The 14,405-nt window shown below is 67.1% G+C and carries 12 protein-coding genes; 9 read left to right on the forward strand and 3 right to left on the reverse strand.

Annotated features, from left to right (window positions below; genetic code table 11):
- The first annotated feature begins 114 nt into the window (after positions 1-114).
- From HDC96_RS10960 to HDC96_RS10970, 3 genes are all read left to right on the forward strand, one after another.
- A complete protein-coding gene (locus HDC96_RS10960; protein ID WP_179460007.1) occupies positions 115-1,578 on the forward strand; it encodes a benzaldehyde dehydrogenase in 1,464 nt (487 codons plus the stop codon).
- A 14-nt stretch (positions 1,579-1,592) separates the two neighbouring features.
- Positions 1,593-2,720, forward strand: coding sequence for an NAD(P)-dependent alcohol dehydrogenase (locus tag HDC96_RS10965; protein WP_179460008.1), 1,128 nt, complete (start codon positions 1,593-1,595; stop codon positions 2,718-2,720).
- 88 nt (positions 2,721-2,808) lie between these two features.
- Positions 2,809-3,909: a helix-turn-helix domain-containing protein gene (locus HDC96_RS10970; RefSeq protein WP_179460009.1), complete on the forward strand. Its 1,101-nt coding sequence runs from the start codon at positions 2,809-2,811 to the stop codon at positions 3,907-3,909.
- 348 nt (positions 3,910-4,257) lie between these two features.
- Here the strand turns inward: HDC96_RS10970 and HDC96_RS10975 are convergent, their stop codons facing one another.
- Positions 4,258-4,740: a YajQ family cyclic di-GMP-binding protein gene (locus HDC96_RS10975; RefSeq protein ID WP_176988139.1), complete on the reverse strand. Its 483-nt coding sequence runs from the start codon at positions 4,738-4,740 to the stop codon at positions 4,258-4,260.
- A gap of 78 nt (positions 4,741-4,818) precedes the next feature.
- On the opposite strand from HDC96_RS10975, the gene HDC96_RS10980 reads away from it, so the two are divergent.
- The 3 genes from HDC96_RS10980 (at position 4,819) to HDC96_RS10990 (ending at position 7,551) form a co-directional block, all read left to right on the forward strand.
- Positions 4,819-5,715 (forward strand): DMT family transporter, encoded by an 897-nt coding sequence (locus HDC96_RS10980; RefSeq protein ID WP_176988140.1) that lies wholly within the window; start codon positions 4,819-4,821, stop codon positions 5,713-5,715.
- Positions 5,716-5,857: 142 nt separating this feature from the next.
- Positions 5,858-6,865: a methionine ABC transporter ATP-binding protein gene (locus tag HDC96_RS10985; RefSeq protein WP_179460010.1), complete on the forward strand. Its 1,008-nt coding sequence runs from the start codon at positions 5,858-5,860 to the stop codon at positions 6,863-6,865.
- The gene (locus HDC96_RS10990) at positions 6,862-7,551 is read left to right on the forward strand and encodes a methionine ABC transporter permease (protein ID WP_179460011.1); all 690 of its coding nucleotides are present in this window, start codon (positions 6,862-6,864) and stop codon (positions 7,549-7,551) included. The genes HDC96_RS10985 and HDC96_RS10990 overlap by 4 nt, the downstream gene beginning before the upstream one ends.
- 59 nt (positions 7,552-7,610) lie before the next feature.
- On the opposite strand, the gene HDC96_RS10995 is transcribed toward HDC96_RS10990, so the two are convergent.
- On the reverse strand, positions 7,611-8,222 hold the full coding sequence (locus HDC96_RS10995) for a lipocalin family protein (protein WP_176988144.1): 612 nt from the start codon (positions 8,220-8,222) through the stop codon (positions 7,611-7,613).
- Between the two features lie 203 nt (positions 8,223-8,425).
- Between HDC96_RS10995 and HDC96_RS11000 the strand changes: the two genes are divergently transcribed.
- Positions 8,426-8,752 (forward strand): hypothetical protein, encoded by a 327-nt coding sequence (locus tag HDC96_RS11000; protein WP_241696400.1) that lies wholly within the window; start codon positions 8,426-8,428, stop codon positions 8,750-8,752.
- A 34-nt stretch (positions 8,753-8,786) separates the two neighbouring features.
- Positions 8,787-10,883 carry a prolyl oligopeptidase family serine peptidase gene (locus tag HDC96_RS11005; protein ID WP_179460012.1) on the forward strand — a complete coding sequence of 699 codons (2,097 nt, stop codon included), beginning with the start codon at positions 8,787-8,789 and terminating at the stop codon, positions 10,881-10,883.
- An 84-nt stretch (positions 10,884-10,967) separates the two neighbouring features.
- On the opposite strand, the gene HDC96_RS11010 is transcribed toward HDC96_RS11005, so the two are convergent.
- A complete protein-coding gene (locus tag HDC96_RS11010; protein ID WP_179460013.1) occupies positions 10,968-12,164 on the reverse strand; it encodes a pyridoxal phosphate-dependent aminotransferase in 1,197 nt (398 codons plus the stop codon).
- A 111-nt stretch (positions 12,165-12,275) separates the two neighbouring features.
- Between HDC96_RS11010 and HDC96_RS11015 the strand changes: the two genes are divergently transcribed.
- Positions 12,276-14,393: a S9 family peptidase gene (locus HDC96_RS11015; protein WP_179460014.1), complete on the forward strand. Its 2,118-nt coding sequence runs from the start codon at positions 12,276-12,278 to the stop codon at positions 14,391-14,393.
- The last annotated feature ends 12 nt before the right edge of the window (positions 14,394-14,405 follow it).

Consider the following 14,405-nt stretch of genomic DNA (forward strand, 5'->3'; position numbering starts at 1 on the left):
TGCTGATAAATCCTTATCCGGCAAGTACTTGCAGCACGCGAGCCACTGGCCAATAGGCAGTGGCCCGCCGCAGGTATCCAATGGCCGGGTACACGACGCAAGGAGTTATCCGCGATGGCAACACAAGCATTCCTGCCGACGGCCACCTGGTCCGGCAAGCTCTTCGATGGCCAGTGGACCTCGGGTGCAGGCACCCAGGACGTGGTCGAACCGGCCACCGGCGAACGCCTGGGCGAGATCGCGATGGCCGACCCGGCGCAGATCGCGCGCGCCGCCGCCACCGCCGCCAAGGCGCAGCGCGACTGGGCCAGCGCCCCGTACGACACCCGCGCGCAGATCCTGCGCCGCGCCGCGCAGTTGGCCGAAGAACACAACGATGAGATCGTGCAGTGGCTGGTCCGCGAAAGTGGCTCGACCCAGCTCAAGGCGGGCTTCGAGGCCAAGGTGAATACCAAGGCGCTGCATGAAGCGGCGGCACTGCCCTCGCGCAGCATCGGCGAAGTGCTGCCGTCCGAACCGGGCCGGTTGAATCTGGCGCGTCGCCGCCCGCTCGGCGTGGTCGGGGTGATCGCGCCCTTCAACTTCCCGCTGTACCTGGCCATGCGTGCGGTCGCCCCGGCGCTGGCGCTGGGCAACGCGGTGGTGCTCAAGCCCGATCCGCGTACCGCCGTGTGCGGTGGCTTCGTGATCGCGCGCCTGTTCGAACTGGCCGGGTTGCCGGCCGGCCTGCTGCATGTGTTGCCCGGTGATGGCGCGGCCGGTGCGGCGCTGACCAGCGACCCGAACATCGCGATGATCCAGTTCACCGGCTCCACCGGCGCCGGGCGCAAGGTCGGCGAAGCGGCCGGCAAGCATCTCAAGAAAGTGTCGCTGGAACTGGGCGGCAAGAACTCGCTGATCGTGCTCGACGAAGCGGACATGGAGCTGGCCATCGCCAACACGGCGTGGGGCGTCTACCTGCACCAGGGCCAGATCTGCATGGCGACCGGCCGAGTATTGGTCCAGCGCAGCATCCATGCCCGCTTCCTGGAGAAGCTGGTGGCCAAGGCGAAGTCGCTCAAGGTCGGCAATCCGGCCGATGGCGAGGTGGCGATCGGGCCGCTGATCAACGCCCAGCAGCGCGACCACGCCGCGCGCATCATCGCCGAGGCGCAGGCCGCCGGTGCCACGCTCGCGACCGGGGGTGGCTACAAGGACCTGTTCTTCGAGCCGACCGTGCTCAGCGATGTGAGCCGCGACAACCCGGCCTTCCACGAAGAAATTTTCGCGCCGGTCGCGGTGGTGGTGCCGTTCGATACCGATGACGAGGCGGTCGAGCTGGCCAACGACAGCGAGTACGGCCTGTCGATGGCGATCGTGTCCAGCAATGTCGGCCGCGCACTGAAGCTCGGCGAACGACTGCGCACCGGCCTGCTGCACATCAACGACCAGACCGTGAACGATGAGGTGATCAATCCGTTCGGTGGCGTCGGCGCCTCCGGCAACGGCACCAGCATCGGTGGCCCGTCCAACATCGACGAGTTCACCCAGTGGCAGTGGATGACCGTCAAGGGCGAAGCGCCCGCGTATCCGATCTGAACCAGGAGACCCTCATGACCGCAACAGCAGAACTGCGCGACATCACCGTGGCCGTGGTGCGCGAAAAAGAACAGCCCTTCACGATCGAGAAGGCGCGCATCCGTGGCCCGCAGGACGATGAAGTCCTGGTCCGCGTGGTCGCCACCGGCCTGTGCCATACCGATCTGATCGTGCGGGACCAATACTACCCCGTGCCGCTGCCGGCGGTGCTCGGCCACGAGGGCGCGGGTATCGTGGAAGCGCTCGGCCCGGGCGTGAAAGACCTCAAGGTGGGCGACCACGTCGTGCTGACCTACGGCGCCTGCGGCCACTGCAATCCGTGCAGCGGCGGCCACGGCGCGTACTGCAAGGACTTCTTCGGGCTCAACTTCGGTGGCGGTGCGCTGGACGGCTCCACCGCGATCCAGGATCCGGACGGCAACCCGCTGCACGATCACTTCTTCGCGCAGTCCTCGTTCGCCACTTACGCACTGAGCCGCGAGAACAATGCGATCAAGGTGCCCGACGATGCGCCGATCGAACTGCTTGGCCCGCTTGGCTGCGGCATCCAGACCGGCGCCGGGGCGGTGATCAACTCGCTCAAAGTGACCGCCGGCAGCAGCTTCGCCAGCTTCGGTGCGGGCGCGGTCGGGCTCAGTGCCGTGATGGCCGCGCGCGTGGCCGGTGCGACCACCATCATCGCCATCGACGTGGTGCCTTCGCGCCTGGAACTGGCCAAGGAACTGGGGGCCACGCATGTGATCAACAGCCGCGAGGTCGATGTGGTCGACGCGGTGCGCGGGATCACCGGCGGCGGCGCCAACTTCGCACTGGAATCCACCGGTCGCCCGGAGGTGTTGGCACAGGGCATCGAAGCGCTTGGCGGGCTGGGTGTGATCGGCGTGGTCGGCGCCCCGAAGCTGGGGACCAAGGCCGAGTTCGACGTCAACAACCTGCTGCTCGGCGGACGCAGCATCCGCGGCATCGTGGAAGGCGACAGCGTGCCCAAGGTGTTCATCCCGCAGCTGGTGCAGCTGTACCAGCAGGGCCGCTTCCCGTTCGACAAGCTGGTCAGGTTCTACCCGCTGGACCAGATCAACCAGGCCGCCGAGGACAGCACCCGCGGTGTCACCCTCAAGCCGATCCTGACCATCGGCGGGTGAAACGGACCGTCGCGGGCATGCGTGCCTGCGACGACGTATCAGTCAGCTTTGCGGGAGTAGGCTGTCGGTCCGAGGTGGAGATCGACCGATGGCCACGATGGTTCTGGAACAGCAGCAGGTACTGGCCGCCGCCCGTCAGCGTTTCGCCGAGGGCGGCGCGCTGATGGACAGCGTGGTCAGCCCGCCGGTACTGCGCTCCTGGGAGCGCTCGCGCCAGGCTGGCGTGCAGCCCCGGCAGGAGCCGTATTACGCGCCCCTTGCTCCGGCGGCCACGCGCCTGGATGACCCTGGCGACCGCCGCCTCGCACGCTGCGTGCGCGAGGACATGGACCATCTGTGGGCCGCCTTCGGGGGTCGCCAGTGGACCCTGTTCTGCGTCAACGCCGAGGGCCTGGTCATCGCCCAGCGCGAACATGGCCTGGCCGACGTACCGGTGCTGCGCCCGATCCAGATCGGTCGCCGCCTGCGCGAGATCGACATCGGCACCACCGCACCGGCCTGCAGCCTGGCCGAAGACGCGCCCGCCCTGGTGCGCGGCAATGAACACTATCTCGACCGCTTCGCCACCGTGTTCTGCCTGAGCGTGCCACTGCACGGCCTGGACGGCGAAGTACTGGGCGCACTGGACATCACCGGCACCGGCGAACGCGACGCAGAGCTGCTGCGCGGTTACTTCCGGCAAGCGGCCCTGTCGGCCGAGAACCGCCTCATGCAGGATCATCGCCCCTGCCATCTGCTGGCCGTCCAGCACGACGCGCGCTGGCTGCACTCACCGCTGCAGGGCCTGTTGGCCATCGAAGAAGACGGACACGTACGCGCCGCCAACCGTGTGGCCCGGCGCCTGTTCGGACTGCCGCGTCGCGGCCCCTTGCCCGTCCTCACCCTGGACGGCCTGTTTGCCGGCGCCAGCACCCACCAGCGCCGCCGCCTGCTGCAGGCCGGCCCCGCCCACCGCGTCCGCCTGGACGACGACACCGCCGTGCACGTGCAGTACCTGCGGGGACCGCTCGCACCGCATGCGAGCCTGAAGATCGACGCGGCCCGCACCAACACCGCAAGTGCATCGCTGCGCACGCACACCACACAGCACGTGCGTGATGCCGTGGCCGCTCATCAAGGCAACATCAGCGCCGCCGCACGTCAACTCGGAATCTCACGCACCACCCTGTACAAGCTGATTCGCGCGTAACGACCAACGCCCGGTGGTAAACACGCCGGAAGCCGCATCTTTTCGATCTGGGCAATGAGGTTGCCGGCCAGCGGCCGGCACTACCGCTTTGCTCGCCCATCCGCCGAGGAAGCGTCGGGGCGTCGGGTAGGGCCAGGCCTTGCCCGGACCATGAGCGGCATGGATGCCGCGACATGAGCCCCCATGGATGGGTTCACGGCGGGTCCGGGCAAGGCCTGGCCCTACCCGACGCAGCCCTCGAAAGTGAATCGTGAGCCTCTTGCGATCAACTGCCAGCACCAAAGCCAATAACAGCCCATCAGCAACAAACAGCGGCGCTCTTCGCCACAGCCGTTCGGCCGAGATCAATCAATCGCGGAAATTGTCGAACTGCAGCGGAACCTCGAACGTCTCCTTCCTCAGCAGCGCCATCGCATCCTGCAGATCATCGCGCTTCTTGCCCGTCACCCGCAGCTTGTCGCCATTGATCTGGCTGTCCACCTTCAACTTGGCCTCCTTGATCTTCGCCGCGATCTTCTTGGCCACCTTCTGCTCGATGCCCTGCTTGACCGTGATCTTCTGCCGCGCACCGGCCAGATTGGTCTCGATATCGCCGAACTCCAGGCACGCCGCATCGATCTTCCGTGCGATCAGCCGTTGGCGCAGGATGTCCGTCATCTGCTGCAGCTGGAAATCGCTCGGCGCGGACTGGCTGATCACGCTGTCTTCCAGCACGAACTTCGCGTCCACCCCCTTGAAATCGAAGCGCGTGGACAGCTCGCGGTTGGCCTGGTCGACCGCGTTGGTCAACTCGTGGATGTCGACTTCGGAAACAACGTCAAAAGAGGGCATGGGCAAACTCCAACGGGTGAATGCCCCCATTCTACCAAGCCACCATGGACGGGCCGGCCAAGCCGGCGATAATGGGCCATGAACACGCAGAAATCCCCCACCCGCGCTGTCGCCTGGATGTTGATCGCCGTCGCCTGCTTCTCGCTGATGGATGCCGGCATGAAGCAGCTGTCGGCCAGCTATCCGACCCTGCAGGTCACCTTCCTGCGCGGCGCCGCCTCGCTGCCGTTCGTGCTGGTCTGGGTGCTGGCCACCGCGGGCCCGCGCTCGCTGGTGCCCAAACGCTGGGTCCTGCACCTGCTGCGCGGCGTGCTGGGCATGGTGATGATCGGCTGCTTCGTCTACGCCCTGCGCAGCCTGCCGCTCTCCACCGCCTACACCATCTACTTCGTCGCCCCGCTGCTGATCGCCGCGCTCTCGGTGCCCCTGCTCGGCGAGCACGTCGGCCCACGCCGCTGGATCGCCATCGGGATCGGCCTGATCGGCGTACTGGTCGTGCTGCGCCCGGGCGTCGGCGGCATCATCTCCTTCCCCGGCCTGATGGTGCTGCTCGCCGCCACCGCCTACGCCCTGGCCGCGATCACGGTCAGCATGCTGACCCGGACCGACACCCCGCAGTCGATGGTGGTCTGGTTCCTGGTGATCATGGCGGTCGGCGCCGGCCTGCTCGCGATCCCGGACTGGCAGCCGCTGCAGCTCGGCCACGCGGCGCTGATCGCCGGCATGGGCCTGGCCGGGGCAGGGGGCCAGGTCGCCCTGACCCGCGCCTTCCAGCTGGGCGAAGCGTCGATGATCGCGCCGCTGGAGTACACCGGGCTGGTCTGGGTGATCGGCTGGGACCTGCTGTTCTGGGGCGTCCTGCCCGACCAGGTGACCTGGCTGGGCGCGGCGATCATCGTCGCGTCGGGCCTGTACCTGCTGCACCGTGAGCGGATCCGCCGGGTCCAGCCGCCCAGGCCGCTGGACCATCCCTGAGCCCGGCCGATGACCCGGGCCGGCCGGATCACGTTCCCTTAGAACCAAACGGAATATCATTCCGCGCAACCGCACGGGCCAGGGCCGCCCCGCGCTGGTAGGCTGCACGCCCCCTCCCGTCGATGCCCCGGTTGACCGCGAAGTGATCGAGTTCCAGCGCCTGCACAAATCCTATGCCGTCGGCGGCCGCGCGATTGCCGCGCTGCAGCCGCTCGACCTGACCATCGAGGCCGGCGAAGTCTTCGGCATCATCGGCCATTCCGGCGCGGGCAAGTCGACCCTGATCCGGCTGATCAACCGGCTGGAGGAACCGACCGGCGGCCGCCTGCTGATCAACGGCGAGGATGTCACCGCGCTCGATGCCGAGGGCCTGCGCGTGCTGCGCCGGAAGATCGGCATGATCTTCCAGCACTTCAATCTGCTGTCCTCGCGCACCGTCGCGGCCAACGTCGCTTTCCCGCTGGAGCTGGCCGGTACGCCGCGCGCGGAGATCGATGCGCGCGTGGACGAACTGCTGCATACCGTCGGCCTGGAAGCGCACGCCAGCAAATACCCGGCGCAGCTGTCCGGTGGCCAGAAGCAGCGCGTCGGCATCGCCCGCGCCCTGGCCACCCGCCCGCAGATCCTGCTGTGCGATGAGGCCACCAGCGCGCTGGACCCGCAGACCACCGCCTCGGTGCTCAAGCTGCTCGGCAGGATCAACCGCGAGCTGGGCCTGACCATCGTGCTGATCACCCACGAGATGGATGTGATCCGGCGTGTCTGCGACCGCGTCGCCGTGCTCGATGCGGGCCACCTGGTCGAAACCGGCCCGGTCACCGAGGTGTTCCTGCACCCGCAGCACCCGACCACCCGCCGCTTCGTCAACGAGTCCGAACAGGTCGACGAAGGCGAGCTGCACAAGGATTTCGAGGCCGTGGCCGGGCGTATCGTGCGCTTGACCTTCCTCGGCGCGGACACCTACGAACCGCTGCTGGGGCGCATCGCGCGCGAGACCGGCGTGGACTACAACATCCTGTCCGGCCGTATCGACCGGATCAAGGACACGCCGTATGGCCAGCTGACCGTGTCGCTGGTCGGAGGCGACGTACAGGCCGCGCAGGCGGGCTTCGTCGCCGCCGGTGTCCACCTTGAGGAGCTGCGCCGATGATCCTGGCTACCGCAGGCGGGTTCTTCCGCCATCTCGACGCCGGCAAATGGGCCGATATCGGCCAGGCCACGCTGGACACCCTGCTGATGCTCGGCGGTTCGCTGCCGCTGACGCTGCTCATCGGCCTGCCGCTGGGCGTGCTGCTGTTCCTGACCGGCTCGCCGCAGCTGCACCGCAAGCCGGTCCTGTACGGCTCGCTCGCATTGCTGGTGAACCTGCTGCGCTCGGTGCCGTTCATCATCCTGATGATCGTGCTGATCCCGCTGACGCTGTGGATGATGGGCACTTCGCTGGGCGTACGCGGCGCGATCGTGCCGCTGGTGATCGGCGCCGCGCCGTTCTACGCCCGCCTGGTCGAGACCGCGTTGCGTGAGGTGGACCGTGGCGTGATCGAAGCGACCCAGGCGATGGGCGCCACCACCTGGCAGCTGGTCACCCGCGTGCTGCTGCCCGAGGCGCGGCCGGGCCTGATCGCCGGCGCCACCGTCACCGTGATCGCCCTGATCGGTTTCACCGCGATGGGCGGCGCGATCGGCTCGGGGGGGCTGGGCGATCTGGCCTTCCGCGATGGCTACCAGCGTTCGCACACCGACGTGGCCCTGGTCACCGTGGTGCTGCTGCTGGTGCTGGTGCAGATCCTGCAGATGATCGGCGACCGTCTGGTGGAACACTACAGCCGGAAGTAACCGGCCGGTACCGACCGTGGGTCGGTGCGCCGCCCTGTGTTGCGGCCTGACCGCCGCCCTTAGCGGACGTTCGGCACTTCAAAGCCCAGCCGGTCCACCTGTTCGGGATGCTGCGGCACGCGCTTGAGCTTGTCGGTGTTGACCCCGTAATCGTCACGCAGGCGGGTCGCGAGCTCCTTGTAGAGCTCTTTGTCCATGTCCGGCTGGCGCGCGAAGATCCAAGCCATCTCGCGGCCCGGGTAGCCCAGCATCGCCCACGAATAATCCGGCGCGACTTCCAGCACGCGGGTGTGGGTCGGCACGATCTTGTAGAACCAGGTGCGCCAGTTGTGGTTGCCACTCTTCTCGTCCACCGAGGCGCGGACGGTCAGCTCCTGCTGCGGCTCGGAGAATCCATCGCGGTAGCGGTATCTGATCGACACCTTCTGGTCGCCGCGCAGCTGGAACTCGTTGACGCTGGCGACGTGGCCACGCTCGATCGGGTTCGGCACGCGGCCGATCACATACCAGGTGCCCATGAAGCGCTGCAGGTCGATCGGCGCACCGGCGCTGTCGACCGCGACCGGCGTCGGCGCGGGTTCCGGTTTGGTCTCATGGCGGAACGCACAGGCTGACAGCAACGCCAGCGAGGAGACCAACAGGACAGCGCGAAGCGGGCGGTTCGAAGACATGCGGCGGAAGGCTCCAGTGGCTGGCAGGGGCATGGTGGGTGGGACGGCGGAGAACGTCAATGGCGGCGCAGCGGTTGGGTGACCGATTCATCCAATCACGATGGCGGGCGTCCTTCCTGCCACGTCCCCGACGAGGTCGCAGCCCTTGAGATGGCAGCGCGGCAAGGTGACGCATCACTTTCGCACGGAGCTGTGTCATGACCCTGTCGTCTTCCCCACGTTCGTCCGACCGTCCCGATCCCCGCGTGCTGCGTTGCGTCAGGCAGGGGGCGCTGGCCGGGCTGGCCCTGGTCCTGGTGTGGCCGGCCGCACGGGGCCACAGCGAGTGGATCGGCTGGCTGCCGCTGTGGCTGGCCGGCATGCCCCTGATGGCCTGGTGGAGCCTGCATCGCTTCCGCCTGCCGCTGGCCGGCCTGCTCGCCCGGAGCGCGCGCCGTCGCCGGGGGCCGCAGGCACGACGTCGCAGCCGCCCGCTGGCGCGTCCGGCCCGGCCTGACCTTCGACACGTGAGCCGCGGCCAGCCGGTGTGATAGCGTCCCAAGGCTATGACTGCCTGGAGCTGCAATGTCACGATTCGCTTCCGCCTGCCTGATGGCAGGTCTGATCTCCGCCGGTGCGGCGGGAACCGCCATGGCTGCTGACGCCCCGGCGGACAAGTACGCCTGGCTTGAAGACGTCACCGGCGACAAGCCGCTGGCGTGGGTCAAGGAACAGAACGCCAAGTCCGAAGGCCGCCTGGCCACGACCCCGGCGTTCAAGCAGATGGAGACCAGCATCCGCGAGGTGCTCGACTCCGACGCCAAGATTCCCGGCGTGCAGAAGATCGGCGACTACTACTACAACTTCTGGAAGGACAAGCAGCACGAGCGCGGCCTGTGGCGCCGCACCACGCTGGCCGAGTACCGCAAGGCCTCGCCGCAGTGGGAAACCGTGCTGGATCTGGATGCGCTGAACAAGGCCGAAGGCGAGAACTGGGTCTGGCACGGCGCCGACTGCCTGCGTCCGGATTATTCGCGCTGCCTGATCGCGCTGTCGCGCGGCGGCGCCGATGCCGACGTCACCCGCGAGTTCGACCTGGCCAACAAGACCTGGATCAAGGACGGTTTCTTCCGCCCGGAATCCAAGGGTGGCCTGAACTGGATCGACCGCGACACCGTATTCGTCTACACCGATTTCGGCACCGGCACGATGACCACCTCCGGTTATCCGCGCGTGGCCAAGCTGTGGAAGCGCGGCACCCCGATGGCCTCGGCCTCGGTGGTCTACGAAGGCAAGCCCGATGACATGTACATCGCGGCCATGCACGACGATACCCCCGGCTACGAGCGCAACCTGGTCAGCCGCACGCTGGCCTTCTACAACAACGAGCTCTACCTGCGCGCCGACGACGGCACGCTGACGAAGATCGATGCGCCGAACTCGGCGGAGAAGGGGCTGCGCAAGCAGTGGCTGACCCTGGAACTGCGCGAACCGTGGACCGTGGGCGGCAAGACCTACGCCGCCGGCTCGCTGCTGGCCACCAAGCTGGACGACTACCTCGCCGGCAAGCGTGACTTCGACGTGCTGTTCGCCCCGACCGACACCACCTCGCTGGCAGGCACCAGCTGGACCCGGAACCACCTGGTCCTGAACGTGCTGGACGACGTCAAGAGCCGCCTGAGCGTGCTGACCCCGGCCGACAGCGGCTGGAAGACGAGTGCCTTCACCGGCGCGCCGTCGTTCGGCACCGTGGCCGTCAGTGCGGTCGATGCCGATGACAGCGATGCGGTGTGGATGACCGTCACCGACTACCTGACCCCGACCACCCTGGCCATTGCCGAGATCGGCAAGCAGCCTGAAGTGCTCAAGACCATGCCGACGTTCTTCAACGCCGACGGCAAGGTGATCGAGCAGCACTTCGCCACCAGCAAGGATGGCACCCGCGTGCCGTACTTCGTGGTGCACGGCAAGGACATGAAGCTGGATGGCTCCAACCCGACCCTGCTGTATGGTTACGGCGGCTTCGAAATCTCGCTGACCCCGTCCTACTCCGGTGGCATGGGCCGCGCATGGCTGGAAAAGGGCGGCGTGTACGTGGTCGCCAACATCCGTGGGGGTGGCGAGTACGGTCCGCGCTGGCACCAGGCGGCGCTGAAGCAGAACCGTCACAAGGCCTATGAAGACATGGCCGCGGTCGCCCGTGACCTGGTCAGCCGCAAGATCACCTCGGCCAAGCACCTGGGCGTGCAGGGCGGCAGCAACGGTGGCCTGCTCACCGGCAACATGCTGACCCAGTACCCGGAGCTGTTCGGTGCGGTCGTGGTGCAGGTCCCGCTGCTGGACATGAAGCGCTACAGCCACCTGCTGGCCGGCGCCTCGTGGATGGCCGAATACGGCAATCCGGACACGGCCGACTGGGAGTTCATCAAGACCTTCTCGCCGTACCACCTGTTCGACGCGAGCAAGACCTACCCGCCGGTGCTGTTCACCACCTCCACGCGCGATGACCGCGTGCATCCGGCGCATGCGCGCAAGATGGCCGCGAAGATGATCGACGCCGGCAAGGACGTGACCTACTACGAGAACATCGAAGGCGGTCATGGCGGCGCGGCGAACAACGCGCAGGCCGCGCACATGCAGGCGCTGGCCTACAGCTTCCTGTGGGAGCAGCTGAGCAAGTAACGACGCCTCCGGGTGGTGGGGCGTCGAGTTGGCCTCACCCCATTTATGCGCCGCGCAGCAATGCGCGGCGTTTTTTTTGGCCGATCACCGCACCCACGTTTCCAGCCCATGGGCGATCCGCCGCACGGCTTCTTCCAGCCGCGGAACTTCCTGTGTGTACGCAAGGCGCACATGCTCGTTCGCACGGTGGTGCCCGAAGTCCAGACCCGGCGTGAACGCCACATGCTCGGTCTCCAGGAAATGCGCGCAGAACGCCTGCGCATCATCGGTGAATGCACTCACGTCGGCGTACAGATAGAACGCGCCTTCCGGTTCCACTTCGATACGGAAGCCGAGCGCGCGCAGCGCCGGCAGCAGGTAATCGCGACGCTCGCGGAACGCCGCACGACGCTGCTCGAAGATCGCGATCGAGTCCGGCTCGAAACAGGCCAGCGCCGCATGCTGGGCGATGCTCGAGGCGCTGATGTACAGATTCTGCGCCAGCTTCTCCAGCTCCCGCACCGCCTGCGGTGGCGCGACCAGCCAGCCCAGGCGCCAACCGGTCATCCCGTAGTACTTCGAGAAGCTGTTGAGCACGAAGGCTTCGTCATCCACCTGCAGCACGCTTGCCGCGTCCATGCCGTAGGTGAGGCCGTGGTAGATCTCATCCACCACCAGATGCCCGCCGCGCGCCTTCAACGACTGCGACAGCGCTGCCAGCTGTGCCGCGGAGAGCACGGTGCCGGTGGGGTTGGCCGGGGAGGCGACCAAGGCACCGACACTGTCGGCGTTCCACTGCCGTGCCACCAGGTCCGGCGTCAGCTGGTAGGCCGTCTCCGGGCCGACCGGCACCAGCTGCGCGGCGCCCTCCACCAGCCGCAGGAAGTGCCGGTTGCACGGATAACCCGGATCGGCCAGCAACCAGTGCTTGCCCGGATCCACCAGCAGGCTGCTGGCCAGCAACAGGGCGCCTGACCCACCCGGGGTCACCAGGATGCGCTCCGGATCGATCTGCACCTGGTAGCGATCCCGGTAGAACCCGGCGATCGCCTCGCGCAGCGCGGGCAGGCCGCGGGCTGCCGTGTAGCGGGTATGGCCGGCCGCCAGCGCTGCCTGGCCGGCGCGTACGATCGGGGCGGCGGTGGTGAAGTCCGGCTCGCCGATCTCCAGATGGATCACGTCGTGGCCGGCCTGCTCCAGCGCCTGCGCGCGGGCCAGCAGCGACATCACGTGGAAGGGTTCGATTTCCTGGCTGCGGCGGCTGTAGCCGGTGCCGGTGGGGGGCGTGCGGGAAGTGTCCATGGCCTGATGATAGGCGCAGTGACCAACGACAGGCTTGCTGCTGGCCCACCCGCCGGCACAGACTGCAGGAACACGGACGCCATTGCATTCCCCCGCCAGGAGCCCTATCTCGTGAAACCCGCCCTTTGTTTACTGGTTGCCAGCCTCATGACCTCCAACGTGCACGCCGCCCCCGCGCTGACCCCGCCCGACGCCGAGAAGCACCCGCACACGGTGAAGGCTCCCTTTGGCGCGACCCGCAGCGATGATTACTACTGGCTGCGCGACGACAAGCGCGAAAACACCAAGATGCTGGCCTACCTGAACGCGGAAAACGCCTACACCGATCAGGTCGTCGCCCCGCTCAAGCCGCTCGAAGACACCCTGTACAAGGAGATCGTCGCCCGCATCAAGCAGGACGATGCCAGCGTGCCCTCGCGTGACCGCGGCTACTGGTATTACACCCGCTTCGAAACCGGCAAGGATTACCCGATCCAGGCGCGCCGCAAGGGCAGCATGGAGGCGCCGGAGGAAATCCTGCTCGACATCAATACGATGGCCGAAGGCAAGGGCTACTTCAACGTGGGCGATGCCGATGTCAGCCAGGACAACCACCTGCTGGCCTGGGCCGAGGACGATGTCGGCCGCCGCCAGTACGTGATCCGCTTCAAGGACCTGCGCACCGGCGAAGTGCTGCCGGACCGCATCGAGAACGTCTCGCCCAATGTGGTCTGGGCCGACGACAACCGCACCCTGTTCTATGTCGAGAACGATCCGGAAACGCTGCTCACCGTGCGCGTCAAGAAGCACGTACTGGGCACCCCGGCCAGCAGCGACCTGCTCGTGTATGAAGAGAAGGACGACAGCTTCTACATGGGCGTCGGCCGCACCCGCGATGACCGCTTCCTGACCATCGAGCTGCACAGCACGGTCAGCTCGGAAACGCGCTACGCCCCGGCCGCCGATCCGCAGGCGTTCACGGTGCTGGCCCCGCGTGCGCGCGACGTCGAATACGATGCCGACCACTTCAATGGCCGCTGGGTGATCCGCACCAACGATGCGGACGCGAAGAACTTCAAGCTCGTCACCGCGCCCAGCGATGCCACCGCGCGCAGCCAGTGGAAGGACTGGGTCGCGCACGATGACGCCGTGCTGATCGAGGGCTTCGAACTGTTCGACGGCTTCACCGCGATCGCCGAGCGCTCCAACGGCCTGGAGCGCGTACGTCTGCTGTTCCCGGACGGTCGCCAGGACTACGTCAAGGCAGACGAGCCGGCCTACTCGATGGGGCTGGCCGCCAACAGCGAGCACGACACCCCGTGGCTGCGTTACGCCTACACCTCGCTGACCACGCCGACCACCACCTATGAGCTCAACACCGTCACCGGTGAACGCCGCCAGCTCAAGCAGCAGCCGGTGATCGGTTACGACCCGTCGAAGTACACGACCGAACGCGTGTGGGTCACCGCCCGCGACGGCGTCAAGGTGCCGGTGTCGCTGGTCTACCGCAACGGCTTCAAGAAGGACGGCACCGGCGCGCTGTACCAGTACGCCTACGGCAGTTACGGCATGTCGATGGACCCGGGCTTCAACCAGACCGTGGTCAGCCTGCTCGATCGCGGCGTGGTGTATGCCATCGCCCACATCCGCGGCGGCCAGGAAATGGGCCGTGCGTGGTATGAGGACGGCAAGCTGCTCAAGAAGCAGAACACGTTCAACGATTTCGTCGATGTCACCCGCGAGCTGGTCCGCCAGGGCTATGCCGCCAAGGATCGCGTCGCCGCCTCCGGTGGCAGCGCCGGTGGCCTGCTGATGGGCGCGGTGGCCAACCAGGCCCCGCAGGACTATCGCGTGATGGTCGCCCAGGTGCCGTTCGTCGATGTGGTCACCACCATGCTCGACGCCAGCATCCCGCTGACCACCAACGAGTACGACGAGTGGGGCAATCCGGAGCAGCGCGAGTACTACGACTACATGCTCACGTACTCGCCGTACGACAACGTCAGCAAGCAGCCGTATCCGGCCCTGTTCGTCGGCACCGGCCTGTGGGATTCGCAGGTCCAGTACTGGGAGCCAGCCAAGTGGGTGGCCAAACTGCGCGATGACAACACCGGGCACTTCCCGATCGTGTTCCGCACCAACATGGAAGCCGGCCACGGCGGCAAGTCCGGTCGCTTCCAGCGTTACCACGAGCTGGCCGAGTCGTACGCATTCGTGCTCGACCAGCTCGGCGTCACCCAGACCCCGTAACGCCGGCTGCTG

This window comes from Stenotrophomonas sp. JAI102, assembly GCF_013409105.1.
Taxonomy (GTDB): Bacteria; Pseudomonadota; Gammaproteobacteria; order Xanthomonadales; family Xanthomonadaceae; genus Stenotrophomonas; species Stenotrophomonas maltophilia_AA.